The 24,286-nt window shown below is 69.7% G+C and carries 30 protein-coding genes; 16 read left to right on the forward strand and 14 right to left on the reverse strand.

Annotation, left to right across the window (positions count from 1 at the left end):
* Positions 1–208: 208 nt before the first annotated feature.
* The 5 genes from CMS_RS15980 to CMS_RS16000 all read left to right on the forward strand — a co-directional run bounded on the left by CMS_RS15980 (position 209) and on the right by CMS_RS16000 (position 5,077).
* On the forward strand, positions 209–712 hold the full coding sequence (locus CMS_RS15980; RefSeq protein WP_133064134.1) for a hypothetical protein: 504 nt from the start codon (positions 209–211) through the stop codon (positions 710–712).
* A gap of 99 nt (positions 713–811) precedes the next feature.
* A complete protein-coding gene (locus CMS_RS15985) occupies positions 812–1,072 on the forward strand; it encodes a hypothetical protein (RefSeq protein ID WP_106408725.1) in 261 nt (86 codons plus the stop codon).
* Positions 1,073–1,128: 56 nt separating this feature from the next.
* The gene (locus CMS_RS15990; protein WP_041465155.1) at positions 1,129–3,189 is read left to right on the forward strand and encodes an FtsK/SpoIIIE domain-containing protein; all 2,061 of its coding nucleotides are present in this window, start codon (positions 1,129–1,131) and stop codon (positions 3,187–3,189) included.
* 102 nt (positions 3,190–3,291) lie between these two features.
* Complete coding sequence (locus CMS_RS15995; protein ID WP_041465178.1) at positions 3,292–3,498, forward strand: hypothetical protein; 207 nt, start codon at positions 3,292–3,294, stop codon at positions 3,496–3,498.
* A gap of 475 nt (positions 3,499–3,973) precedes the next feature.
* On the forward strand, positions 3,974–5,077 hold the full coding sequence (locus tag CMS_RS16000; protein ID WP_158309464.1) for a hypothetical protein: 1,104 nt from the start codon (positions 3,974–3,976) through the stop codon (positions 5,075–5,077).
* 586 nt (positions 5,078–5,663) lie between these two features.
* On the opposite strand, the gene CMS_RS16005 is transcribed toward CMS_RS16000, so the two are convergent.
* The 5 genes from CMS_RS16005 to CMS_RS16025 all read right to left on the reverse strand — a co-directional run bounded on the left by CMS_RS16005 (position 5,664) and on the right by CMS_RS16025 (position 9,619).
* Positions 5,664–6,053 (reverse strand): hypothetical protein, encoded by a 390-nt coding sequence (locus tag CMS_RS16005; RefSeq protein WP_012300406.1) that lies wholly within the window; start codon positions 6,051–6,053, stop codon positions 5,664–5,666.
* The gene (locus CMS_RS16010; RefSeq protein WP_012300407.1) at positions 6,050–6,778 is read right to left on the reverse strand and encodes a ParA family protein; all 729 of its coding nucleotides are present in this window, start codon (positions 6,776–6,778) and stop codon (positions 6,050–6,052) included. Before CMS_RS16010 ends, CMS_RS16005 begins: the two co-directional genes overlap by 4 nt.
* Before the next feature lie 70 nt (positions 6,779–6,848).
* Positions 6,849–7,607 (reverse strand): hypothetical protein, encoded by a 759-nt coding sequence (locus tag CMS_RS16015; RefSeq protein WP_012300408.1) that lies wholly within the window; start codon positions 7,605–7,607, stop codon positions 6,849–6,851.
* Positions 7,607–9,238 carry a hypothetical protein gene (locus CMS_RS16020; RefSeq protein WP_012300409.1) on the reverse strand — a complete coding sequence of 544 codons (1,632 nt, stop codon included), beginning with the start codon at positions 9,236–9,238 and terminating at the stop codon, positions 7,607–7,609. The genes CMS_RS16015 and CMS_RS16020 overlap by 1 nt, the downstream gene beginning before the upstream one ends.
* Positions 9,239–9,349: 111 nt before the next feature.
* Entirely contained in the window at positions 9,350–9,619 is a 270-nt protein-coding gene (locus CMS_RS16025; RefSeq protein WP_012300410.1) for a hypothetical protein, read from the reverse strand.
* A gap of 88 nt (positions 9,620–9,707) precedes the next feature.
* Between CMS_RS16025 and CMS_RS16030 the strand changes: the two genes are divergently transcribed.
* From CMS_RS16030 to CMS_RS16040, 3 genes are all read left to right on the forward strand, one after another.
* Positions 9,708–10,166 (forward strand): HD domain-containing protein, encoded by a 459-nt coding sequence (locus CMS_RS16030; protein ID WP_041465156.1) that lies wholly within the window; start codon positions 9,708–9,710, stop codon positions 10,164–10,166.
* A gap of 111 nt (positions 10,167–10,277) precedes the next feature.
* The gene (locus CMS_RS16035) at positions 10,278–11,012 is read left to right on the forward strand and encodes a hypothetical protein (protein ID WP_133064136.1); all 735 of its coding nucleotides are present in this window, start codon (positions 10,278–10,280) and stop codon (positions 11,010–11,012) included.
* Entirely contained in the window at positions 11,009–11,575 is a 567-nt protein-coding gene (locus CMS_RS16040; protein WP_012300413.1) for a hypothetical protein, read from the forward strand. Before CMS_RS16035 ends, CMS_RS16040 begins: the two co-directional genes overlap by 4 nt.
* Positions 11,576–11,677: 102 nt before the next feature.
* Here CMS_RS16040 and CMS_RS16045 read toward each other — a convergent pair whose 3' ends face one another.
* Complete coding sequence (locus CMS_RS16045) at positions 11,678–11,938, reverse strand: hypothetical protein (protein ID WP_012300414.1); 261 nt, start codon at positions 11,936–11,938, stop codon at positions 11,678–11,680.
* A 157-nt stretch (positions 11,939–12,095) separates the two neighbouring features.
* Between CMS_RS16045 and CMS_RS16050 the strand changes: the two genes are divergently transcribed.
* The 3 genes from CMS_RS16050 to CMS_RS16060 all read left to right on the forward strand — a co-directional run bounded on the left by CMS_RS16050 (position 12,096) and on the right by CMS_RS16060 (position 13,175).
* Positions 12,096–12,311, forward strand: coding sequence for a hypothetical protein (locus tag CMS_RS16050; RefSeq protein WP_012300415.1), 216 nt, complete (start codon positions 12,096–12,098; stop codon positions 12,309–12,311).
* Positions 12,312–12,316: 5 nt separating this feature from the next.
* Entirely contained in the window at positions 12,317–12,844 is a 528-nt protein-coding gene (locus tag CMS_RS16055; RefSeq protein WP_012300416.1) for a hypothetical protein, read from the forward strand.
* 94 nt (positions 12,845–12,938) lie between these two features.
* Positions 12,939–13,175, forward strand: a complete 237-nt coding sequence (locus tag CMS_RS16060) for a hypothetical protein (protein ID WP_012300417.1) — start codon at positions 12,939–12,941, stop codon at positions 13,173–13,175.
* 242 nt (positions 13,176–13,417) lie between these two features.
* On the opposite strand, the gene CMS_RS16065 is transcribed toward CMS_RS16060, so the two are convergent.
* Entirely contained in the window at positions 13,418–13,924 is a 507-nt protein-coding gene (locus CMS_RS16065) for a hypothetical protein (RefSeq protein WP_012300418.1), read from the reverse strand.
* Positions 13,925–14,069: 145 nt separating this feature from the next.
* On the opposite strand from CMS_RS16065, the gene CMS_RS16070 reads away from it, so the two are divergent.
* The 3 genes from CMS_RS16070 (at position 14,070) to CMS_RS16980 (ending at position 15,175) form a co-directional block, all read left to right on the forward strand.
* Positions 14,070–14,423, forward strand: coding sequence for a hypothetical protein (locus tag CMS_RS16070; RefSeq protein WP_012300419.1), 354 nt, complete (start codon positions 14,070–14,072; stop codon positions 14,421–14,423).
* Positions 14,424–14,490: 67 nt separating this feature from the next.
* A complete protein-coding gene (locus tag CMS_RS16975; RefSeq protein WP_012300420.1) occupies positions 14,491–14,871 on the forward strand; it encodes a DUF3846 domain-containing protein in 381 nt (126 codons plus the stop codon).
* 58 nt (positions 14,872–14,929) lie between these two features.
* On the forward strand, positions 14,930–15,175 hold the full coding sequence (locus CMS_RS16980; protein WP_012300421.1) for a hypothetical protein: 246 nt from the start codon (positions 14,930–14,932) through the stop codon (positions 15,173–15,175).
* 42 nt (positions 15,176–15,217) lie between these two features.
* Here CMS_RS16980 and CMS_RS17270 read toward each other — a convergent pair whose 3' ends face one another.
* Positions 15,218–15,514, reverse strand: coding sequence for a hypothetical protein (locus CMS_RS17270; protein ID WP_041465162.1), 297 nt, complete (start codon positions 15,512–15,514; stop codon positions 15,218–15,220).
* A gap of 919 nt (positions 15,515–16,433) precedes the next feature.
* Here CMS_RS17270 and CMS_RS17275 point away from each other — a divergent pair.
* Positions 16,434–16,955 (forward strand): hypothetical protein, encoded by a 522-nt coding sequence (locus CMS_RS17275; RefSeq protein WP_041465163.1) that lies wholly within the window; start codon positions 16,434–16,436, stop codon positions 16,953–16,955.
* A gap of 141 nt (positions 16,956–17,096) precedes the next feature.
* Here CMS_RS17275 and CMS_RS17280 read toward each other — a convergent pair whose 3' ends face one another.
* Together CMS_RS17280 and CMS_RS17000 are read right to left on the reverse strand one after the other, a co-directional pair.
* A complete protein-coding gene (locus CMS_RS17280) occupies positions 17,097–17,378 on the reverse strand; it encodes a hypothetical protein (RefSeq protein WP_133064137.1) in 282 nt (93 codons plus the stop codon).
* 381 nt (positions 17,379–17,759) lie between these two features.
* A complete protein-coding gene (locus CMS_RS17000; protein ID WP_012300425.1) occupies positions 17,760–18,620 on the reverse strand; it encodes a trypsin-like peptidase domain-containing protein in 861 nt (286 codons plus the stop codon).
* Between the two features lie 149 nt (positions 18,621–18,769).
* Here CMS_RS17000 and CMS_RS16095 point away from each other — a divergent pair, with 149 nt between their 5' ends.
* A complete protein-coding gene (locus tag CMS_RS16095) occupies positions 18,770–19,540 on the forward strand; it encodes a hypothetical protein (RefSeq protein ID WP_133064138.1) in 771 nt (256 codons plus the stop codon).
* Positions 19,541–19,701: 161 nt separating this feature from the next.
* Here CMS_RS16095 and CMS_RS16100 read toward each other — a convergent pair whose 3' ends face one another.
* From CMS_RS16100 to CMS_RS17430, 4 genes are all read right to left on the reverse strand, one after another.
* Entirely contained in the window at positions 19,702–19,890 is a 189-nt protein-coding gene (locus CMS_RS16100; protein ID WP_012300321.1) for an antitoxin VbhA family protein, read from the reverse strand.
* Positions 19,891–19,907: 17 nt separating this feature from the next.
* The gene (locus CMS_RS16105) at positions 19,908–20,135 is read right to left on the reverse strand and encodes a hypothetical protein (RefSeq protein ID WP_012300320.1); all 228 of its coding nucleotides are present in this window, start codon (positions 20,133–20,135) and stop codon (positions 19,908–19,910) included.
* Between the two features lie 177 nt (positions 20,136–20,312).
* Entirely contained in the window at positions 20,313–20,633 is a 321-nt protein-coding gene (locus CMS_RS16110) for a hypothetical protein (RefSeq protein WP_012300319.1), read from the reverse strand.
* A 2,543-nt stretch (positions 20,634–23,176) separates the two neighbouring features.
* On the reverse strand, positions 23,177–23,326 hold the full coding sequence (locus tag CMS_RS17430) for a hypothetical protein (protein ID WP_158309458.1): 150 nt from the start codon (positions 23,324–23,326) through the stop codon (positions 23,177–23,179).
* Positions 23,327–24,286 lie beyond the last annotated feature (960 nt).

A 24,286-nucleotide genomic window follows, 5' to 3' on the forward strand; every position in this document is an offset into this window, starting at 1 on the left:
CGCGGCTCTCACCGTCGCCGCTCTCCTCGGCGCGGGCGGGGCATGGCTCCTCGGTCCGCATGCGCATGACGCTCCGTCCGCGGAGTCATCCCCGTCGGAGACGGCACCTGTCCCGGTGCCCGTGGCGACATCCGGCACCGCGCCGGCGCCCGCTGCGCCGGCCGCACTCGGCCCCGACGCCTTGACGGCAGCCGGATCGGAGATCTCCGTGGGGTTGCCGGCCACGGTGACGCTCAACACGGGAAGCGGCGACATCGTCTACGCCCGGGTCACCCTGCAGGAGCTCGCCGAGCTCGCACCATCCGATGCGGCCGCGGTGGTCGCCGCTGTGCCGGCGGCGACGGGGTTCACCACGGTGTACGCGATGCCTGCCACCCTCACGGTGCTCAGCATCGCCACGGCGGACGGCGCCCCGACCTCCGCCAGCTCGCTGAGCGCCGGCGACCTGGCCCGGTTCAGCATCGCCGTCCGGCCCGGCAGCGATCCCCTCCCGTCGACCGGAACGGTGTCCTCGCGCGGCTGCTCCGGTCTCTCCGCGTCCTCGACGGCGATCCATCCAGGCAGCGGCCTGCAGTGGTGCCTTCACGCGTTCTCCGGCGGCACCGTCGCCGGGACTCCTACTGGCGGGCAGTACCAGGCCGCCACCGGCCGCTACGTCTCCCCCGTGACCTGGGCATCCCAGACGTTCCGGCCCACGTCGGAGATCCCGTGACGGATCTGACCCACTCGGCCCCTCCCAGACCACCCCTTCTAGGTGAGAGCACCAGCGAAAGGACATCTCATGCGCAACGGCAGCAGTAGCCACAGCTTCATGGACTGGATCATCATGTGCGGAGCCGCCGTCCTCATCCTGCCGCCCCTCCTCGCACATCTGCTGCCCCAGGTGCAGCAGGCCCTCGTGACCGCGCAGGTGCTCGTCGACCACGACGTCGTGGTCCCGATCGGCGTCGGCGCCGGGCTCGATCTGGGACGCACCGTGCTGGTCGCCGGCGCTGTGCTGCTGTTCGTGCTCCTCACCGTGACCGTCCTGCGCCGCCGGGCGGCCCGCACGGACGACCGGACCCGCTCGTGAACTCCGGCCCGGTCTCCTACTCACCGCTGCCCCGCATCCCAGGATGGAGCACGCCCGTGCTCACCCTGGGAGCCGTGGGCACCATCGCGGTCGGCGCGGGGATGGTGACCGACAACCCCGGCCTCGTCACGGGCGCCGTGACGGGCACCCTGCTGACGTCTGCCGGCGCCATCGCTCTGAACTGCCAGCACCGCCGCCGCCTGGAGCTGGCCGACATGTACCTCCTCAAGCTGTCCCCGCAGCTCGGCTGGCCAGCCCCCGACCGTAAGCACCTCACGGTCTCGGGCTGGCGAGGCGGGTGGATCGGCACCCCGAAGAGGATCAAGATCCGGTTCAACCCGCTCGCCGACGAGAGCGCGCCGCAGATCGTCGCGGAGGCCCGGCGCCTGGCGAAGAGGCTCTTCGGCACCAGGTACCGGGCCACGCGTCAGGACGACCGGAAAGGCATCCTCGTACTCACCCGCCTCGACTCGGCAGCCGAGTCGAACACGGACGTGCAGATCGAACGCGTGAAGACCCTGACGTCGAAGATCTTCGGCGCCGACAGCACCTGCAAGACCCGCTTCGCCGACAGCGGGGAGCTGCGCGAGATCACGGTCACGTTCGAGGTCAGCCACCGCCTGGCCTCCGCAGCCCTGCGAGCACGGATCGAGACGCAGATCTCGGCCATGTTGCACGGTCGGTGGCGTGCGTTCTGGGACCTCCAGAACGACACCGTTCGCCTCGAGCTCCGACCGCAGCTGAAGACCTACATCCCGAACCCCAACATCGCGCCCGACGTGGTCGACCCGCTCAAGACCTACGACGAGCTCGAAGTGCCCGTGGCGATCGACGAGGACGGCAACACGATCGTCTGGAAGCCGAAGGACGACCCCCACGGGATCGTCACCGGGAAGACCGGCAAGGGCAAGACCGTCGCCCTGCTGAACATCGTCATGTATCTCGCCGCATGCGGTTGGAAGGTCTGGGGCATCGACGGCAAGCGCATCGAGCTCCTCGGGCTCCGCTCCCACCCGAACGTGCAACTACTCGCCGGCCGCGTCGACCACCAAGCCCGAGTCGCGCACGAGATGTACGAGATGATGCAGCGCCGCTTCGAGCAGTACGAAGCCGGCCTGGTCAAGCTCGAGGACTTCGAGCCCGTCCTGTTCGTCATCGACGAGTACAAGACGTTCCGCAACGCGGTGACCGCCTGGTACCGCACCGTGAAGCCCAAGGGTGCCAGCACCGTCCCGGCCACGCTGAACGAGATCTCCGACTTCGTCAGCCTCGCCCGCAAGGCCCGCATGCACCTGATGCTCGGCCTCCAGCGCCCCGACGCCGAGTTCCTCACCGGTGACATGCGCGACAACTTCAACTTCCGCATGAGCTTCGGCCGCCTCTCCCCCGACGCCGCGAAGATGATGTGGGACTCCTTCTCCACCGGCGTCACCATCCCCCTCAACGCCAAGGGTCGCGGCATGGCCGTCAACCGCGACGGCGTCCCCGTCGAAGTCCAGGCCTACTGGACGCCCGACCCCTACCAGACCGACCCCGAGAACCCCGACGTGTGGGTCTTCCCCAACGACCTGCAGATCATCGAGCAGCTCCAGCCGAAGGTGCGACTGCACGAGAACATGCGGATCATCGACCCCGAGGACACCGGCGACTGGGTCGATCTCGACGGCAAGGACGACAAGGACGCCCCCAACTTCAACGACTACATGGACGCGCGGATCACCACCGTGTCCGCGGCCGACGCGGCGCCGAAGCGGAGGATGGCGGGGGTCTTCGAGTCCTCCTCGAAGGTAGCCGTGCTGGAGCGGATCACGACCGACAACGAGGAGCCGGAGATCCCCGATGAGGACGAGCTCTTCGCCGGCTACAGCCCCGCCCAGGAAACCGGCATCGACGACCTCCTCGGCGACGATGGCACCTTTGAGCACGAGGGCGCGCTCGTGCTCGTCGACGAGGGCAGTGACAGCTGGGGCCTCATCGACTTTCTCGAGGTCGGGCTGGACGATGAGGGCGACGTCGAGATCTCCTACCGGGACTTCGCGACCGGTGAGCCTGGGTCGCTTTCCGTGCCCGGATCCGAGCCTCTGGTGGTGCGTCTACCCGACGCCGGCGTCTCGTGAGTGGCCTGAAGACCCGACACGCCCAAGGTGATGGCCTGGACTTATATGTGCATGCACGGTTAAGTGGGCCTTATGTCCTCCTACCGCCGTCCCCGCGACTCCATGGCGGAGCCTGCGCGCCCCGGTTGGCTGATCGAGCAGTCCTCCAAGGACCGCATCGAGAAGCTGGCAGATCATCTGCACATGTCGGCGTCCGAGTTCGTGGACGAGATGGTCACTCATCTGGAGATCGACGATCGCGGCGTACCGACGTGGTGGACACGTCCCGTTCCGACGAACGATGGGGAGTTGCCTATCGACTCGGCTTAACGAGGAAGGCCCCCCGCTTGCGCGAGGGGCCTAAAGCTCTGGTTCTGAACCTTCTGTTGCTTGGCGGCCACGAGGTTCCGAACTCTTCCAACTCAGCACCGGTAGTCAGCCGGGGCTTTGTCGTACCACCCCGGAGTACCGAGGAGGTGTTCACATCGTAACCCCACTGCTGGGAGTTCCGCATGCCCATTTTGGGTCTGCCGCGCCCCAGTTCACCCCGATTTCGCTTCCTGACCCTGCAACACCGCGTGTTGCAGGCAGCAACACGGCCGCAACACGGCGTGTTGCCACCAGCAACACGACAGCAAGCTCCGAGCAATATGTGAGCTTGCCGCCGGACGGGTCGCCCGCGTTGGCGGCACGGTGGGACGACTTCCAGCGCGCCGAGGTGCACCGGGAGACGAACCCTCCTGGGGCTCCTGAGCGGCCGTCGACGTCGTGGTCACTGCCGGTCCCCGAGGGTGCCTACGCCCGCGTGCCGGCATGGTGGAGCAAGGCTGAGTTCCTGGCTCTGGCTGTCGCGAGAATCCACTCCGAGGAGGGTCTCGCCATCCGCGCGACGTTCACCGGATCGCGGACGGCATCCGCTTCGAAGCTCGAGGGCGTCCTCCAGGTGCTCGCCGACGCGGCCGACTACGAGACCGGACGCTGCGTGACGGTCACCAACGCCACCGTGAGCGCTCGCGTGGGCTGTGACGTCCGTACGGTGCAGCGGTCCTCGCGGATCCTGGAAGCGCTGGGGCTCGTGGTCGTCCTCGTGGCGGGCCGGCGCCTCAACGAGCAGGAGCGCGTCGAGGCGAAGGCGTTGCACAACGGGAACCAGTTCGGTGCGGGCTCGGTCCGGGCGCTGACGGTGTCCCGCGAGCTCGCTCAGAAGCGGATTGTCACCCTACCTAGCACCAGCACTTCTTCTTCTACATCTCACCCCCTTAAGACCTCACCAAGGCGCGCAGGAGCGCGCTCGACCGCCGCTACGCGGCCGATGCAGCGAAGAAGTCATCCCCGACCCGGTGCCAAGCCGGCGCCCGTACGCACATTGGCATTCCGCCGGCTTGCCGCGGAGCTCGATGCCGTCGACGAGGCTGCCGCCCGAACGGGTCGGGTACTGGGTCGGTTCACGCAAGGCCGGTCGATCGAAGGCCTGTATCGCACCCTCGAGGCTGCCCACATCAACGAGACCATGTCCGCCGCCGAGATCTTGGACGTTCTGCGGTACCGCCCGGGGATGCGGCTGCGCGACGGACTCGCGTGGCTGAACGGGCATGCCTGGGTCCGCGCCCAGATCGCGTTCTACCGGGACAGGCCGGCATCCTCCGTCGACGGACGCCCAGAGGTCCTGTCTCCCGGCGCCGAGATCCTCGAGGAGCGCGACGCGCGCTGGGCGCGTGAGAAGGCGCAGGCAGACGAACGCCGTGCCGCGGCCGCGGAGGCCCGAGCGGAGGAGGCCCGCGTACGCGCCAAGCTGCGCGAGGAGCAGGACGCCATCGACGCCGTCCTGGCCCAGATGCGCCGTGACTTCTCCCCTCGCCGAACTTCATCCCGGCGCACGGTGTCCCCCTCGGCCCCTGCCCGGGCGTAGACGCCGGCGGGTACTCCAGGTGGCATGCCCATCACAGCCGCGTTCGCGCCCGCCGCGGGCGTGAAGGTCGCGCTGACGCGCACGGACGGTCAGACGCCGTCGGTGACCACCACCGACTGCAGCCGGCCCAGGGCACGATGCTGGCCTGGTTGATGCAGCGCCCGTGAGACGTCGTCGCATCCACGCACCCGGAGCGCCGGTGGCCGGAGACAGGACTCCGCCGCGATCGAACGGCAGTGATCGGGCAGGACGGCCGTGGCCTTGCTGCCAGCAACACGCGAGCAAGCTCTGAGCTGGCTGCTGGTGGCGCCTTCCATGGGCGGGTGTATTGAAGGAGAGCCCTGGAAGGGTTGGTCGGTCCGCTTCACCCTTCGGGCGAGCCTCCCGACCAAGCCTACCGGGGATGTCAAGAAATATTGCTGGCGACTTGCTCCTGGCTTGCTCGCAGCTGGCTGCCGACTTGCTCGCCGCTGGCCGCTGGCAACACCCGGGCATGCCGCCTGCAAGCTCGCCCCACGGCGTCCGGACATGACGGTGCCCCCGGCCGACTCGACCAGGGGCACCGTCATGCTGCGTGAGGAGGGCGCTACGAGGCGGGGCGCCTCTTCGAGGCCTTCTTCTCCTCCTCAGCCGCGAACTCGGCGGCCAGCTTGTCGGCCATCGCGCTCACCGCCTCAGCGGAGTGCTTCCTGCCGTACGTCGCCCGGATCGCCTGGATCACGATGGTGTCCTTGAACGTCCGCTCTCCGCGCTCCTTCGCCGCCTGCACCTCGAGCTCGATCAGCGCCAGCACGTCGAACCGGAACCGGTACGTCACCGCCTTCCGCTCAGGCGCGACCACACGAGGCTGCTCCAGCGCCTCTGGGGCACCCGAGATCGCCGTGATCTGCCTGTCCTCCTCCTCGATCTGCTCCCTCGAGACGCTCGTCTTGTGGGACGCGAGCTTCGTCCAGTCCGCCCCTCGTGCGTTCGTCACTTCTCGTCCTCCGTGTCCACGGGCTCGGTGGCCGCTGCGTCATGCGTGGTGTCGTCGTCAGCGCTCGGGCCGGCGATGATCTCCTCGAGCACGGCCGGGTACACGCCCAGATCCCGGGGCACGGTGCCCATCGCCTGGCTGTACAGCTCCTTGAAGGGGACGTGCGTGTCGAATACACGCATGCCTTGGGCCTTCAGGCCCTCACGCGAGGTGCGCAGGCTGATCGTGTTCTCCCGTGTGCGGGTGATGAGCACCGACAGCTCCAGGTGCGGGCGCATGACACCGACCTCGGCCGCAGCGTCGATCGTGGACTGCATGCGCGAGATGTCCCCGGGCGTCGGTCCCACCGGCACGATGAGGTGGTCGGTGACGGCGAGGGCCTGGCGCAGGATCACCGGATCGTGAGGGCCGGTGTCGATGATGAGGTGGCTGGTGGGGTTGTAGTCCTTCACGCGCTTCGCGAGGTGCTGCGACGCCCAGTAGACAACCGTGATGGACGCCGGCCACTCCTCGCCGGCGAGCTCGCTCCAGTCGAGCGTGGTGCCGTTCGTGCTGTCCGCGTCGATCAGAGTGACCTGCTGACCGGTGCGCCGCTGGAGGGCGAGGGCGAGTTCGACGGAGGTCGTGGAGCGGCCGACGCCACCCTTGAGGCAGCCGACGGTGAGCCGCAGCGGTGCGTCGAGAGGGCGGACGTCGGGCGGGGTGGTGCTGACGGGTGAAGTCATCGATCACACCTTTCTAAGTGCTTGCTACTGTACAGCTCAGAGCTTGCTCGCGTATTGCAGTTTGTGCGTGTCATGAAGATCGTGGAGGAGTGGGGGTCCGGGTGCGACGCGTGCGGCCGCGGGCCTGCTCGCGGAAGTACCCGGGCGTCTTGGCCTTCTCGTACACCGTCATCGTCACGCCCGTGATGGGCGTCGAGGTGACGTCGAGGTTCGTGTACCGCTGAGCGGACTCGGCGCTGAGCCACGCGAGGGCGTTCCCGTTGGCCTCATTGATGCGCTGCAGCATCGTGGAGGCGTTGTAGTCGTTGACCTCCATGACGCGGCCGTTCGCGTACGTGAGGCGGGTCCTGATGAGCTTCTGGGTATCGCGGGCCTGACCACGAGCCGCAGCGCGGACGCGGTCGAGGATCTCCCGGTCCGCGGTGGCGCGACCCTTGGCGTCCTTGCTCTTCGGGATGTTCAGCTCGTGCTGGCGGCCGCCGCCGGCGAGGTAGGTGGTCGACCGCAGCCGGCCGCCCTGCTTGGCCGAGGTGTAGCGCCCGCCCGTGTCCACTGGCGGTGCGCTCTTAGTCGCGGCGCCCCTCTTCGTGCGCACGGGCACGAGGGTGTTGTCCCGGGTCCGGCGCCGCGGAGGCACCGTCGTCGCGCGTCCGGTATCGGCCAGCTCGAGCAGCGTCGCCCGATACACGCCACCGCTGGTCTCGCCGTTCAGGATCTTCCGCACCATGCGAGGGCTTCGCTGCAGCTCCGCGGCGATCTCCGCCGTGGTCACGCCGCGGCCCCGAAGCGTCTGCACGAGCTCCAGAGCAGAGCGTGTGTCCTCGGCCATCAGTCCGCCTCCGACACACGCGGCGCCCACGCGCCCGCGGGTCCGACCCTGTCGGCTCGCGCGCGCAGGGCGGTGCGTGCATCTAGCGTGGCCGGGGTGTTGAAGGAGCCTTCGATGACGCTCACCAGGCGCAAGCGGCCGGTCTTGCCGTCGTCGCCGCCATCGTGCTCCTGGGGAAGGCTCCACTGCGGCACGTGCGTCGTGTAGAGCGCGTCACCGTTGATACCGATGAGCGTGTGCGGGGCCAGCTTGAGCGCGCCGCCGGTGTGGTTCCCGAAGGCGGTGGGAGCGTCGAGTACACGCGCACGTCCACGGCCCCAGATCTGCCAGGCGAGCTCGGGGTGGTACATCCGCTGCGTGCGGGTGTTGATCGTGCTGGGCACGCGGAAGATGTAGAGCTCACCGTGACGCTGGACGCTGCGCTGGAACTCCGGCGGGATCTCCATCGGGTTGGTGACCACGCGCGTCTGCTCGCGGCCCGAGGACGCCAACGCACCGATCGTGTAGATCATGATCGAGCGCAGCGCCGTGCTCAGGGCACGCTGCATCGGCACCGGGATCTCCGGGTTCTGCGTGACGCGGTCCCGAGCCCTGATCATGCGCTCGGCGAAGGTGTCCAGCGGCTTGGCCTTCTGGAACACGATCGCCTCGAGGGGATCGATCAGCCAGCCGGCGTTGAGCGCCACGGAGATCTCGGCGGCATCCGCCCAGGTCTCCCCCGTCGCGCCTGGACGATTCGGGTAGTACCAGCCGTCCTCGACGCGGAAGTGCCGCATCCCGAGGATCCCGACATGCCTCCAGTCGGCCGGCACGGTGAAGCGCACGTGGTACCTGGCGCGCGCGTACGGATTCGTCGTCATGAGTTCGTAGGCGGCCGACCTGTTCAGCCGGACTGCAGGGCCGATGCCCAGCTCGCGGCAGAGGGCCGCGTACATGAAGCGGCCGTCGACGTGGGCGAACGTCGAGATCTTCCGGGTCTTGACGGGGTCGATCATCGGCACGCAGTCCTCGTGCTCCTCGAAGCTGGGGCCGGCGACGAGGTGCTCGTAGTGGTGCTGGCCGCTGGTGCGGTGCTGCTCCTCGTCGATCTCTTCCGAGATGGGGACCGGGTTCACGTTCTTCGGTAGCGACCAGGCCCACAGGTTCGTGCCGGTGGCGGCAGGGCTGAGCATCAGGCGGGCGCGCTCATCGACGGACGCGATGACAGCTGCCAACGTGTCCCAGGTCAAGCGGGCCTGCGCCGGCGTGAGGGGAAGGTCGCCGAACCACTCCGCCACGGTGCGCACCTCGACCTTGTGCCCGGTCGTCGCGTGCTGGAAGCGCCCGGTGGGGGGAACCCCCGCCCCGATCCAGTGCGTGCCGGGCGTCCAACCTGGCGTCTGCACGTACAGCCAGTGCCGCACGCCAGGAGCCGGCTCCGGGACGCGGCCGCTGAGCATGATGCGCGTCGCCCCGTAGCTGGCCGCTGTGTCGAGCAGGTCGGTCAAGTTCGGGTTCTTCCGGCGCTGACCGATCTTCGGCTTCACGCTCGTGCCGTCGCTGGTCACACCCTGACCGGTCGTGTGGTCGACCCAGATGGTGGGCACATCCTTCGGCGTCCACCCGTGCGGGCGATAGTCGATGTCGCTCATGCGGCACCCCTTCCTGACATGTCCATCCTATGCGAGCTGCAATACGCGAGCAAGCTCTGAGCAATACGCGAGCAAGCTGGCAGCAATACGGGAACCCCGTCCGGGCGCGACCTACGCCTGCGGAGCGGGTGCCGCGGACGGGTCAATGCCATCAGTGCCGGCGGTGTCCCCAGCGGCGAGCTTCGCCCGCATGTTGGTCTGCGCGGCGATGAGGCCGTTCTGCGTCATGTTCAACAGGATCGCGATCTCGTTCCACGTGAGGCCGGCCTCGTGTGCGCGGTCGGCGAGGTGAAAGCGCTGCGTGCGGAGTTCGTGGAGGCGGTCGATCTCGGCCGCCATCTTGCGCAGTTCTTCACGAAGGTTCTCGAGGTCAGCAGTCATGCGTCCAGCCTACCCAACGGCCTTGCACAGACAATATTTGTGGGGCGACCCTCTTCCGGTGGCATCAGGAACATGCAATCCTGGACGCATGAACCGTGATGAGCTCGTCAACCTCGCTCGCGACATCGCCACCCGCGCCCATGCGGGGCAGGTCGACAAGGCCGGCGTGCCCTACATCCGGCACCCGATCGCCGTGGCTGCCCGGCTGCTCGCGCGCTACCCGGACGCGCCGGCAACGGCAGAGGCCGCGGCTCTGCTGCACGACGTGCTCGAGGACACCGACGTCACAGCCGACGATCTGCTCACCGCAGGCATCCCCCAGGAGGCGGTGGACATCGTCGTCGCCGTCACCAAGGTCCCTGGCGAGTCGACCGAGGACTACTTCGCCCGGGTCCGCGCGCTCCTGTGGTCGCGCCGCCTGAAGGAGGCAGACATCGACGAGAACACGGATCCCGACCGCCTCGAGCTGCTGGACCCGGATACACGCACCCGCATGGAGGGGAAGTACCGGCGCAGCCGTGCCCTCCTCGCCGATCAGGACGCCTGAGGCGTGTGCCTGTCGTGCGCGGAGGGCGGCAGACGGTGCCGCGACGCTCGCCGACTGAAGAGCATGGCTACCGGCGACCTGGCCCCGGAGCCTGGCGATGACCGTCCTGACGTGGCATGGCGCCAAGACCATGCGGAACCTGCTCCCGCCGCACTCTGGGACACCTACTCCCCCGCAGTCGCCGCCGAGGCCGTCGCCGTCATCGCCGAAGCGCGAGACGTCGAGGCATCGACCACGAGCGACTTCCTGGAGGCCCTCCCTCCTGGTACACGCGCCCAGGGCCTCGAGTTCCGGATGAAGAGCCCGTCCTCGCTCGCCCGCAAGCTGCAGACGAAGACCGGCGCCGGCGTCATCGACCCGAACGAGCCTCAGGCCGTCCGCAAGGTCTCCGACCGACTCACCGACGTCCTGCGGTACACGGCCGTCACCGCCGACCACGAGCATCTCCCGGCCGCGGTGACCGCGACCGTGACGCGGCTCCAGCGGCGCGGATACACGGTGGTGCAGGCAGAGACGTCCTACGTCGACGGGAACCCCTACAAGGGCGTCCACCTCCTCGTCCGCAAGGGCACCGGGCGGCCGATCGAGATCCAGCTGCACTCGGAGCTCAGCCAGCGCATCAAGGATGAGAACCACGTCGACTACGAGATCGAGCGCGATCTGCGCCGGCCGCTCCCGGAACGCGCCGCCGCCCGCCAGCGCATGATCGAACGCTCCGCGACCATCCGCACTCCCCCAGCCCTACAGGACGCCACCCGCATCGGCGGCGTTCCGCTCGTAGTGAAGACCTACCCGAACCCGTACCGCTCGACGCACAATGAAGAAGACGGAGGTGGCACACCATGACGACGTTCTACGCGGTCAGCAACGACCAGACACAGGCGTGGGTTGCCGCGCGCGAAGATACCGGCGACCGGCCAGTGCTCGTCTGGCTCGCGAACGATCGCACCTGGCGGCGCAACCCGTTCCTCGAGGAGGAGTTCTACGCCTTGGACCGCGACATGCGCTTCGAGGAGATCTCCCCCACCGACGCCGCCAAGCAGATCCGCGATTGGCCGAAGCTCAACGCCACGACCGCCGGGTGGATCCTCCGCCGGCTGCAGGAGGAGGCGCCCGTGAGCTCTGATGAGCTCGGGATTCCCCGCGCCCACGCCAAGAGGCCCACTCTCGACCTCGCCGCGCAACTCCGGGACGCACACGGCGAGTGGATCGCCGTGAAGATCTACGTGCACGGCGAGAGCCCCGGCGTCCACGGCGCCCGCGGACTCACCAGCGACATCAAGCGCGGGAAGAGGGCCGGCCTCCGGGCCCTCGGCCCCCTCGATGCCCGCTACCGCACCACCTCCGACGGAATCCTCGTGGAAGCACGCGTCAAGCCCGCGGACTCAATCGAAACGATCGGCGCATAAGGAACAGCAGAACTTGGACGCAGCACTGCGCCGATCAAGGAGAGCGGGCTGCAAGACCGCGTATTGCTCACAGCTTGCTGCCGTATTGCTTGCAGCTGTCTGCTACTCGTCAGCCAAGTCGATCAGGTGCCGCAGCGCCGCGTGCCAGTCGTCCGTCGTCGGCATGGACGCACCCTCGTCTCCAGCCGGCGTGGATGAGTAGTGCATCCACCGCTCGTTGCTGGTGGCGTCGGTCTGAGCCAGCGTCCCGAGGTAGGTGTCGCCGTCGTAGACGCGCCATCGCTCGGACTCCTGCTCCTCGAGTCGGTACGTCTTGCCGGCGTAGCTGTACTGGCCCTCTGCCGCTTCCGGTCCGTCTTCCATGGTCGTCAGCGTACGACTGCGCGCAAGCGATCGGCGGGACGAGGGCGATGGTCCCGGGGGAGTAGGTTCATACATGTCACTGCGGCGCATGACCGCCGGCAGTGTCCGCGCACGGCACTCGTGCGAGGAGGTTCGATGACGCGAAGGAAGGCACCCCATGGCAGGCATCCCCGGACCCGAGCTGGAGCTCGGCTTCCTCGGCTCCATCCGAAGGGGCCAGCTGCTGATCGCCGACGCCAACGGGGGAGGGGCCGAGTTCGATCTTGGCGACCCTGACCTGCAGCAGCACGTCCGGGACTGGATGACGGGCATCGTCGCCGACTACGCAGAGCAGATGGTCGACACCCTCGTGCCGGCGGAACCGGGGGAGTGAGCACCATGGCCCCGGGTCAGGCCTCGCCGGCGCCCGACGCCGTCGAGGAGTCGACGTCGACGCCGACGCCGACGCCGCAGGAAGAGCTCCTTGGGTACGCGGAGATCGCGCAGATGATGAACGTCAAGGTCGCCACGGTGTGGAACTACGCGGTCCGCCACGACCACTTCCCCCAGCCGGTCACACCTGCAGGCCAGCGTGCGCCCCGATTCCGCAAGAGCGACGTCGACGCCTACATTGCGGCTCGGAACGCTCATGCGGTCGGTGCGCCCGGACGTCCCGTCCTGACGATGGACGTCGGTGAGCGCGTCGACCCGACCGTGGGCGGCCGCGCCTCCGCCGCCATCCGGGCCCGACTTGCCGTCGCCGGCGCTCCCGGCCACAAGGACGTCGCGGAGGCCCTCGGGATCCGCAAGCCCGCCCTCAAGGCACGACTCCGCCGCGAGACGCGATGGAAGGTCGCCGAGCTCGAGCGCGTGGCGTCCCTGCTGGGCACCACGGTCGACGAACTCACCAGGGGTACCGACGCCTGAGCGCGACGGGACGGCCTACCTCGTCGTCTGGGAGGACACCCGTACCGTCCGCCTGCGTCGACGCGAGTCCCTCACCGAGCAGCCCCTCGCCTGGATGCGCGTGACCTGGGCCCCGCAGAGCGAGGCGGACCCGTACGAGCACCGGATCACGCGCATCGACCTGTACGCCCACGCGGACGCCGTCTCCGATCGCACCTGGCTGACCACTGCACGCACCATCGCGGACGCGCTGGGCGCCTGCGACCGACTACCCGAGCCGCAGTCGCGCCCCGCGGCGCCGCCCTTCGACTGGAGCGCGCACACCATCGAGCACAGCCCGAGCATCCCGTAGGCGGCGAGCGCCGCGAGTGGGGTCGAGGTTGGAGGGCATCCCTCTCGGGGGATGCAGTGTGTGCATCCCCTGGGCGAATGGGGTGTGGCTCCTTCCGGTGGTCGGGCTGTGCTGACATCTACTAACCTACCCAGCCCGGGCGAAGGTGTCAACCCCCTTAGGTCACACCGTCTGGTTCCCTCCTTCCTCTTGGTGCGGCGGTCGGCCAGGGAGGGGGTGGCATGTGCCACCCCCTCGATGCGCTAGGCGAAGCTGGTGTGGATTTCGTCCACGTCCCAGCGGTCCGCGCCGTTCTCGCGGAGGGAGTCCAGGAGCGAACCGGTTGAGATTTCGGCCTCGGCGATCTGCTCGGCCTCGTCGGAGGAGGTAGCGCTGACCGTGTCGGTGACTCGGATCGTGGCCCGGACGTACATGACCACGTCGTAGTCCTTCGAGCGGCGGGGGCCACCGAGGGCCTCGGCCAGGTCGTCGAACACGTCACAGTGCTCCGCTTCCGTGGCGGCCTCCTGAGCGGCCGCCCAGAACTCCATCAGCCGCGGGTCGTCGCCGCGGATCTGCTCGGAGCGAGCGGCCCTCAGGGCCTCGGTGAGTTCGACGATGCGGGCGGCGTCGGCGCGGGATCGTGCTTCGGCGTGCGCGAGGTCCCACGCGGCCTCGATGCTCTCGGCCGCGTGCCGGCCGGGGGAGGGGTTGTAGCCGCCCACGGTGAGGTGGTTCGGCAGCGGGGCGTAAGGGGCGATGAGTGCCATCGGTTCTCCTATCTGGTTGGTAGATCTGACATCTACAAACCTACGCATGACCACCGACATCGACGCCGGCACCGAATGGCTCGGCTGCTTGCTCGGGTATTGCTAGCAGCTTGCGGCCAGCAAGCAGATGTGCGATAATGGGGTCATGCAGACGACACAGATCCCCACGAAGACGGTCCGCATCCTCGACCTCGACCGGCAGCACAAGATCCCCTACGGCACGAACGAGTACGGCGACCCGGTCACGGACGCCGACGGCTTCATCGCCCTCTTCGACGCATGGGAGGACACCCGGGACGCACATCACGCAGGCGGCTACGTCCGTGGCGATGACCGGGAGGAGACCTTCACGGTCGCGTGGCACGACGGCGACGAGATGAACATCGTGAGGTTCGAGGCGGACTGGTACTCCGTCACCGAGGCAGACGATGTCGTGGGCCCCCTGTACTCCCTCGCCAACGCCCCCTTCGACATCGCCGTCGAGGACGCCGCTGCGTGACGCCCTGCGTCGTGCCGCCCGGATCTCGACGCGCGTCCACCCGCTCCACGACAGAACGGACTGACTCATGAACGGAATTCGCTGTGGCCTCGACGGCGTCACCGACGTCATAGAACTCGATGACGAGCACCTCCTCGCGCAACTCCAAGAGGCGGTAGGGGGAACCATCGAGGTACTGGAGGTCACGCCGGCCTGTGATCTGGTGATCGACGAGGAGGGCAAGCTCAAGGGCTACCCGCGGAACAGCGTCGCCACGGCGCTCGCCGAGGCGCTCGACATCGGTCTCGCGCCGGGTGACTACATCGCCGGGCCCGCGGTCCTGATCGGCACGAACCCGGACGGGTATCTGGGACCCGTGCCGGCGCACGTGATGGAGGCCCTGATCTCCGTCAGCGGCCATCTCGCTCGCGAGGACGCCCCGCGACCGTCCACCACGGAGGAGCGGTGAGGACGTTAGCCTCGCACGCGGCAGAGGACGTGCCGTCGCCGACGAGTGGGAGGGCCTGATGTCGGATCCCTGGGCAGTCAAGCGGCAGGGCGACGACGCCGCGCTGGCGAGAAACGTCTCCTTCGCCTACGCAGGTGTGGCCACGGTGGCGTGGGTCGCCGTCGGGGATCCCGACGGTTTCGCGCTGGCAGCACACGCTGGCACGGTCGCGCTGCTTGTTGGCACAGGACTTGCCTTCTGGGCGCGTGCAAGTCGACACAGGGCGAACGCACGCGAGTGGCTGGAGTTGATCTACTCGAACTGAAGCCAGCGTCGGGTCCGGGGCTCGCCATGCCGCGGGGTGATTCTACTGAGTGATGTGGACCTGGTTCCTGGTCCAGGCGGCGAGCTGCACGGCGGCGGCCTGCCACGTGCGGGTCGGGCCGAACTCTCCCGGGAGGAGCCCGCCGAATCCGGCGCGTTCGAGGATGTGGGTGGTCCAGGTCCCGTCGTTCTGTTGGCGGAGCTCGGCGACGGTGACGAGCGGGTGGCCCTGGTGGCAGCGTCGCACGAGGGCCTGGCGGGGCGTGTCGGGGTCGAGAGCTGCGGCGTACATCGGGTGCCGCACGGGCGTCGTCGTGGCGGTGGGTGTGGTCGTGGTCATGGTGCTCCTTCGGGTTGGCGGCCGCGGATTGCGGCCCCATCTCTACTATCGACATCGGCCAGCCCACCCTTCGGTGGCTGGGGGGCTGGTGATGCTCTCTCCCGTACTATCGGCCGGTCGCGCGGAGACGTTCACGGGTGCTCATGCGGCCGTGGCCTCGGGGTCGCGGTGCGGGCGTCGGGGTCGTGCGGGGGTGCTGGCGGGCGGCCTGCGGCGCTCGCCGCGGACGGGTCCTCGGGGTCGGGTGCTCGGCGGCGTGCGGGATCCCGGCGGCATTCGCCGCCGGTCGCGGTGTCGATGTCGTGCGCGGGGTGCTGGTGCTCGCTGGGGCCGCGGCGTGCGTGCGGCGCGGGCCGGCTGCCGAGTGTCGATGTCGTGCGCGGGGTGCTGGTGCTCGCTGGGGCCGCGGCGTGCGTGCGGCGCGGGCCGGCTGCCGATGCGTCCGGTGGGGGCGGTCGCGGTGTCCTCGTGATCGGGCTGCTGCAACGTGATGGTCGTGAGCGGCGCTCGCCGTGGTGCGGCCGGACGGGTCGTGGTGGGGCTGTGCGGGGTGCTGGCCGAGGCGTCGGGCGCTGGCGGAGGCCGTCGGGTGCTGGCGGAGGCGGTCGGGCGCTCGCCGGGTGGTCGTCCACGCTGTGGTCGGCGCTCGCCGAGGCGTCCGGCGCTCGCCGGGTGGTCGTGCGGGCGGCGGGCCGGCGTCAGCCGCTGCCGCTGCGCGGTCGCGGTGCGGGCGGTCGCGGGGCTGGTCGACGTCGTGTGGCCGTCGTGTTCGGTATCGATCGCTGGCGGGGCTCGGGATCTGTGTGGGCGGCCTCCGGCGCTCGCGGGCGGTGCGGACGTGGTGCGGCGCTCGCCGTGGACCCGCGCGGACCCCATCGGGTCCTGCGAGGGTGTCGTGGGGTGTCGGTACCGTCGGCGCATGGATCAGGAAGCTCTGGATGCGACGATCGCTCATCTCACCGCGCGGATCGAGGCGGCGTCGCAGTCGAGCTTCGCCAAGGTCAGCATCCGGGCGGACCGGCAGCCGGGGTGGGCAGATGATGCGCTCGCGCGGGTGGCCGTGGTCATCGGCTCGGTGGACAGGATTCGCTACTGCGGTGGGTTTCTGGTGCCGAGCGAGGACAGGACGACGTGGGCCGTGGAGGTCGTCGCGATCACCGACGACGTCCTCGTGCGCGGGACCTTCAGCGCGGAGCGGGACTACCTCATGCTCGACGGCGACGTGACGGCGTGGCGCAGGTCCTCGATCGACCGGGTGACGGTCGACTGGGTCTTCCCGCCGGACCCTGAGGGGCAGCCCGACGAGGGGCAGCGGGGGTCGGCCTACGCGACGCTGGTCCTCGCCGACGGCGGGGAGATCGAGCTGCCGCCGCGGCAGGGCACCGGTCGCATGTGGGATCCGGAGTTCCTCGCGTTCCTCCCGGAGCTGCTGCGCTCGTAGCCCCCGGGGGTCGGGCCTCAGCCGCGGGGTGCTGGCGCCGCGTGCGGGCGGGGTTCGTGCTCGAGGTGCCCAGTCAGGGGCCGGCGCTCGCCGTGTGCGCGCCGGACGTCGGTTCCGGGCCTGTGGTCAGTTCCCGTCGTCCTACGTGAATATCCACCAGTGGGGGCCTTCGAGGGCTTCGTCGACGGTCCCGGCCGCGTTGCCGATGCTGAGCCCCTTCGAGTTGAGCACGCGCTCCTCCTCGGGCACCTCTGGCTGCCACGCCGTCGCCATGTACCGGACGTTGCCCGCGGCCTGGCCGAAGTCGAGCACCTCGACGCGCACGTCCACGCCGTGGTGGCTCATCGAGTACGTCGCGTGGACCTGGGCGGCCGACTCGAACCCGTGTCCGCTGAAGATCTCCACCGCACGATTCACATCCATGTTCACAGCACCGACGCTATCCGTGGCCTCGTGACGCGGCCCCTCCCCAAGCGGGGGCCGTGCTCGTGTTCTGTGTCGAGCTCGCGGGTTGTGCTGGGGATCCGTGTGGCGGCCGTCGGCGCTCGCCGGGTGCGGGCTCCGGGGTCCTCGCGCCGCGTTGTTGACGTCGTGCGTGGCCGACCGGCCGACTGGTCTGGTGGTGGCGGTGTGGTGCGGGAGCCCGGGGGCCGTGCGTTCCGCGTCGAGGACGGTCTCGATGATCCCGGCGTAGTGATGGGCGTCCGTCGGAGAAATTTCGACGGGGGCCGGGTTGGTGATGCTGTCGACCTCGACCTCGAGCTCGAATACGTCGCATGCGTGAATCGCGAGATAGACCAAGCGTTAACGAGTTACAAGATTGTATTCTCTCTGCTCTTTGAAAAACTCAGATAGCTTGATATACACCATTGTGCTCTGCTCTGTGGGGCGACGAGGGACTTGATCGGTCATTATCCCGTAAAGCATACCGGTATCCGGGTTAAATACAGGCCCTCCGGAATCTCCCGGAAGCAAAAAGTCAGTTGAGGAAGACGCTGCCTGATCTCCGCTATGAGGGTTCCTGAAGCCCGGCGGCCAAGCACGAACGGATAGGTTCCGCCAGTTAACCTGTACACCAGTGGTGCTACCGCTTGTAGCAAAAGCTTCATTCAGCCCGGGGTCACCGTACCCGATTACGGGTTGGCCATATATGCTCCGCGTTCTAAGCGACGCGGTGAGCACACGAGGAAGCGCGTTTGGCGTCCAGGTGGTCACCGGCAAGCAGTGGGGCGCGCCATGTGAAGAACTTCCACACGTGTACGACACGTGAACAATAGGATCGATTTTAATCAACGCTAGATCGACGTTATCTGATCTCCAATAGACCGTTCCAACGGGAGCGGTATTGCCATGACGAGATTCGAGCTCGTTTCGAACGAATACCCTCTCCCCTGTACGCGCAACACAGTGATTAGCAGTCACCACGTACCTGGTGGCGCGCTCTTTTGCAAAGAAAACTGAACTCCAGCTATTTTTTTGCACCACAGCACCAGCAGTGCAATCGCCGCCGAACTCGAATTCGAGCTGTGAACCCGCAACCACTGGTCGTGTCTGCCTGGCGCCCTCGGTAGCGAACGCGCTCGAACCCGTAGAAGTGACGGCCGCGAGCCCGAGAGTGATGAAAATGATAAGAAAGTAAAGACGGCGAGAAGGCGTTTTTGTCATTCAATTGAACTCTCTATGACGACTTGACATAAATATAAAGCGCATTAAACCACGTACATTGGGGATGCGCTTGCGCTTAAAGCACACTAAGAGGAGCTGTAAATTTACAGAGGTCTTAATCCGAAGTGCTCTGTTTGTCCACAGATCGGGTGCTGAACGTCAGCGTGAAGACCAAAACTGCCGCGTTGGTGGTGCGCCCGTTGCTGAGCGGTGCCGAGCGTCAGCGGCTACGTCCAGAGCTCACATGCCCCGAATGCGAGGCAGACGCGTACTTCGTACGCCGGGCGATCAACGGCCGGCCGGCGTGCTTCGGAGCCAGGCCCCACAACGCCGATTGCTCGCTCGCGACGACAAGCGGTGAGGGCGGCGCTGGCCATCTTGAGGATGTTGCGGCCATTGACGCCGAGGACGGCGGCCTGGTCCTCCGTCCCATGAACGCCGACGCGCCGGACCACGTCACGGACGAGGCGGACGACGACGCGAAGGCGCGTCGAGGTCAGCGACACGGCGGGACGCCTGTCCCTGGTCGGTCACGGCGCGGGATGAACCTCAACCGGCTCCTGCGGCGCCTGATCCGTATCCCCGGGTTCGCAACCAGCACTGAGCTCCTGACGCTGCCCGATGGCACACAGACCACCGTGCGCGACTGGTGCGTCTTCGCAGACCCCGCCGCCGCGACGCTCGTTGATCGTCGCCGCATCTTCTGGGGCACCATCCGATTTGCCAACACCGATGACGACAGCAACGGCGCGTGGCTGAACCTCGGACGAGGATCCCATCCCACCATCCGCCTCGAACGGGACCTCTTGGCGGCCGTCCTAAGCCGCATCCGCGCGCCACCAAAATCTCGGTACAGCTACTGGAATGTGCCCCATGCCCACAGCATAGGTCGCAAGAGCACGCGAGACGAGGGTTCGTGAAGCGTGCGTCGGGCTGGGGTGCCGCCGGCGGAACGGTCGGAATGCCGGACGTTCGCGGGACGGGGCGCTCGACACAATGGTCAGACCAGTGCTGTTCGTGGCGGCAGCGGCACCTGATCGCCGCTGCACGAGGGGCCGCCCGGCGAGCGGTGCGGTTCGGTTCAGCCTTGGATGTGTGCCCGGATCTGGGCGATGGCCTCGTCGCTGGTGATCTGATGCTGGGCGGCGCGTTCGAGGATGTCGAGGAGGACGGGGTCGGTGATCTCGTGCCCGCCGAGCGCGAGGCCGGCCGTCGCGAACGCGAGGCGCTCCTGAACCTGGGCATCGGTCGGGGTATCGGGGTCGGTCATGGTGGGTCCTCGCGGTGTCAGCGTTGGACGTGTCGGCGGATCTGGGTGATGGCGTCCTCGGCGGTGATCTCCTCGCGCGCGGCGCGGTCGGTGATGTCGAGGAGGACGGGGTCGGTGACCTGGTGGCCGCCGAGGGCGAGCGCGGCGTCGGCGAACGCGAGGCTCTCGACAGCCCGGGCCTCGTGCGCGGCGGCCGCGGCCTCGGCGTCGGTGGCCTCGGTGGGGGTGTCCGGGTTGTCGGTCATGCGGTGAGGGTAGCTCCGGCGTCGGGTCGTGGCCAGGATCAGGGTCGTGGTGGGGCTGTGCGGGGTGCTGGCGGGTGTTCGGCGCTCGCCGCGGGTCTCGGGCGCTCGTCGGGGTGGGCGTGCGCGGGATGCTGGTGTTGAGGGTCCGGCGCTCGCCGGGGTTGGTGCGGGCTGGGGTCAGGCGGGGCGGCCCTGGAGCACGTCGCGGAGGTTCGTGAGGGCGCCCTGCTCGGCGCGGGCGTCGCCGTCGTTGTCGAGGACGCTGTCGATGATCCCGGCGTAGTGACGGGCGTCCGTGGGAGAGATCTCGATGAAGTCCTCGCCGGTGAGGCTGTCGACCTCGATCTCGAAGCGGACGATCAGGTCCTCGTCCTGGGCGGCGGGGACCTGCGTGACGGGGGTGGCGGGGTCCACGCCGCTTGCGCGGGCGGCGAGAGCGAACTCGATGAGCTCGCCGTAGGTCATGTTCTCCAGGTCCACGCTGATTCGCATCGTCATGGGGTGAGCCTGGCACGTGCCCCTGCCGGGGTGGGGACCGGCGACCGGTTCCTCGACCAGGTGCGCACGCTGCGGCCGCGGCGTGCGTGCGGCGAGGGCCCGCTGCCGGGTTGCCGGTGCTCGCCGGGTGGTCGTCGGGTGCGGGTTCGCGTGGTCGGCGTCTGCCGGAGGAGACCGGGGTCGTGGTGGGGCTGTGTGGGGTGCTGGCGGGTGTTCGGCGCTCGCCGAGGCCGTCGGGCGCTGGCCGAGTGGTCGTGCGCGCGGCGGGCCGGTGCGGGATCCCGGCGGGCGTCGGCGTGGTGCGGGGGAGCGGGAGTGCGTGGTCGACGTCGGCCGCGGTGCGGGCGGCGTGGGCGGTCGCGGGGCTGGTCGACGTCGTCTGGTCGTCGTCCTCGGTGTGTCGAGATCGCGGGTGGTGCTCGGGATCCGCGGGGGCGTCGGTGCGCGCGGTTCCTCGTGCCGGGCGCTCGCCGCGGTCGACGCAGGATGCCGCTGGCCGTCGGCGAGGCGGGGTAGCGCTCGCCGCGGGGTGGCCGTGCGGTGCGGCTGTCGATGTCCTGCGCTCGGGCGCGCCCGGCCGGTCGGTGTCGGTGTCGGTGTCGTGCGGGATCCCGGCACGTCTGGGGCGGTGCCGGTCGTCGTCCTCGGCCTAGTCGTCGACGCCGGGGGTGCGGGTAAGGGGCTGGCGCTCGCCGGGCTCCTGGTCGACGAGGTGGGCCGGCTGCAGGCGGTACGGGGCGGTGCGCGCGCGGGCGGGCGTGCGGGTGGCGGGGAGGGGCGCTCGCCGAGGTGGTGTCGGGGGGTCGTGTCGGCTGTGCGCGGGATCCCGGCGGCTGCCGGCGGTGACGAGCGCACCCCGGCGTCGACGTGGCGCTCGCCGAGGGGCGGGGTGCTGAGCTCGGAGGCGTGCCGGGACGTGGGGCCCGGGCGAGGCCGGCGTGGAGCTCGGCGGCGGGGACCCGCGCACGCCGCGGATCCGATGGCCGTGGCCAGGCGTCCGGGGAGGGGCGGGTGCGTGCTCGAGGCGGTGGTCGGGGTGCGGCGCTCGCCGGGTGCGCGCGCTGGTGGGTGGTCCCTGCGCGTCGAGGCGACGTCTCGGGCACCGGATCCTCGCCGCGTGGCTGCCGCGGTCGCGCCGGGGCGGTGCCGGCGGCCGCGCTCTGCGGCCGGGCGGGGTGCAGCTGCTCGAGCTCGGCGCCGGGTGCGTACATCTACTGGCGCTGCGGGCCGTCCACGGGGCTCGGACCGGGTGCCCGCTCGGATCCGCCGGTCGTCGGCGACGAGGGGCGCTCGCCGTCGGGCCGCCGTGTGGCGTGCTGGGTGAGCTCGTCGACGTCGGGCCGCGGCGCCGGCCGCCGTGGGGGCGGCCGGCGTGGACGTCGTGACGCTGCTGCAGCTGCGCGTCGGCGTCGTGCGCGGTGCGCGTGCAGCTGCTCGAGCGGGGCGGGGCGTGCGTACATTTACTCGCGCTCCCCGTGATGACCCACTGGTCGGATCGGGGAGCTGGTGCGCTCTGGGGCGGTGCTGTGCGTGCTGTCGGCAGGGCTCGGGGTGCGTATCACTGTCGCGCTGCGGCTCGGCCGAGGAGGCCGTGCGCGGGCACTCGCGGCGGACCCGCCGGCCGTCGTCGACGAGGGGGTCGCGGGGGAGGCGCTCGCCGCGGGCCGCCCTGTGGCGTGCTGGGGAGCTCGTCGACGTCGAGCCGCGGCGCCGGCCGCCGTGGGACCGCCGTCGCGGACGTCGTGACGCTGCTGCAGCTGCGCGTCGACGTCGTGCGCGACGTCGCGCGACCTGGTGCGGCGCCGGGGGCCTGCGCTGCTCGAGGGCCTGCTCGAGGGGCGTGGACGTGGGGCGGTGCTCGCCGTGGTCGTGCCGGTGCCGGGGTGGGGGTGCTGCAGCTGCGCGATCGGGCCCACGGGGGCGTGTGTATCTTGTCGCGCCCCTCGTGGTGGCCCACTGGTCTGATCGGGGCTTCTGCGTGTTCTGCGACCAGTTCTGCGGCGCGATCGCCGTCCGGGCGGGTGTGTGTCATCTGTCGCGCTTCGCGGGGGCGCTGCGGCCGACGTCGACCGCCGGGTGCGGATGGTGCACGGCGCTCGCCGCGGGCCTATGCGAGCCGGCGTGGAGCTCGGCGGCGTCGGGGAAGAGCGCGTGCGTGCTCGAGGCGGGTGGTCGGGGTGCGGCGCTCGCCGGGTGCCCGCGTGGATCCGCTGGCTGTCGTCGATGCGGGGTGATCGCGGGTGCGGCGCTCGCCGGGGGTGGTTTCGTGGAGCGCGTCGACGTCGTGCGCGGTGCCGGGCGCTCGCCGCGGGCGCGGGGCGCGGTGGTAGCTGCGCGTCGACGTCGTGCGCTGTGGTGCGGTGCCGGGCTCTCGGGCCCCTCGAGGGGGGTGCTGGAGGTTCGGAGGGCCTGGGGGAGTGTGCGCGACGTCGTGGAGGGTGCGGGGCGCTCGCCGTGGTGCTGCCGGTGGGGCGCCGGTGTGGTCGCGGGCGCGCACCGAGGCTGGTGGCTCGCTCCGCGACGCGACGTCGCGGGTGGGGGCGTCAGGAGCTCGCTGCGGATCCGCTGGTCGAGGGCGCCGCGGGGTGGCCGTGCGGCGCCGGGTGGGCTCGTCGACGTCGTGCGCGGTGCACGGCGCTCGCCGGGTGCGCGCCGCGCTGCAGCTGCTCCAGCGGGGCGGGGCGTGCGTACATTTACTAGCGCTCCTCGTGGTGGCCCACTGCCGTGACCAGGGGTTCCGTGTGTTCTTGCCGGGGTACCGGGTGCGTACATCTACTGGCGCTGCGGGTTGTCCACGGGACTTGGGCCGGGGGCCGGTGCGGGTCCGCCGGCCGTCGTCGACGCGGGGTGATCGCGGGTTCGGCGCTCGCCGGGGGGCTCGTGGAGCTCGTCGATGTCGAGCCGCGGTTCCGGCTGCCGCTGCGCGTCGTCGTGCGGCCTGGCACGCCGCCGGGGGCTCGCGCTGCTCGAGGTGTGGCCGGCGTCCGGGTGCCCTGCAGGTCGTGGCAGCTGTGCGCGGGGTGGGCGGGGGAGTGCGCGACGTCGTGGAGGGTGTCGGGCGCTCGCCGTGGTCCAGCGGGGTGGGCGGTGAGCTCGTGGGCGTCGTGGTGCGAGTGTCGGGCGCCGATCGAGGCGTGGTGCCGTGCGGTGGACGTACCGGGTGGAGCTCGTCGACGTCGAGCCGCGGCGCCGGCCGCGGCGCGGCCGCCGGGGCCGCCGGCGAGGACGCGGCTGACGCTGCTCGTCGTCGCGCGCGACGTCGTGCGCCGTGGCGTGGTCGGGTGCGGTGCTCGCCGGGTGCGCGCGCTGGCCGGCTGTCCTGTGCGTCGAGGCGACGTCGCGGGCGCCGTGCGGGCGCCGTGGGGCCGCCGGCCGGCGGCGAGGCGGGGTGATCGCGGGGTCGGCGCTCGCCGCGGGGTGGTCGTGTGGAGCTCGTCGACGTCGTGCGCGGTGCTGGTGCGTGGCTGCCGTTGTGCGTCGACGTCGGCCGCTGCGGTGCGGCGCCGAGCGCTCGCGTCCCTCGAGGGGCTGCTCGAGGGACACGAGGGCCGGGGGAGCGTGCGCGACGTCGTGGAGGGTGTCGGGCGCTCGCCGTGGTCGAGCGGGGTGTGTGTGCGGGGTGGTGGATCTGGTGCTGTGCGGGCCGTGGGCGG

It is taken from the genome of Clavibacter sepedonicus, from assembly GCF_000069225.1.
GTDB classification, from domain to species: Bacteria; Actinomycetota; Actinomycetes; order Actinomycetales; family Microbacteriaceae; genus Clavibacter; species Clavibacter sepedonicus.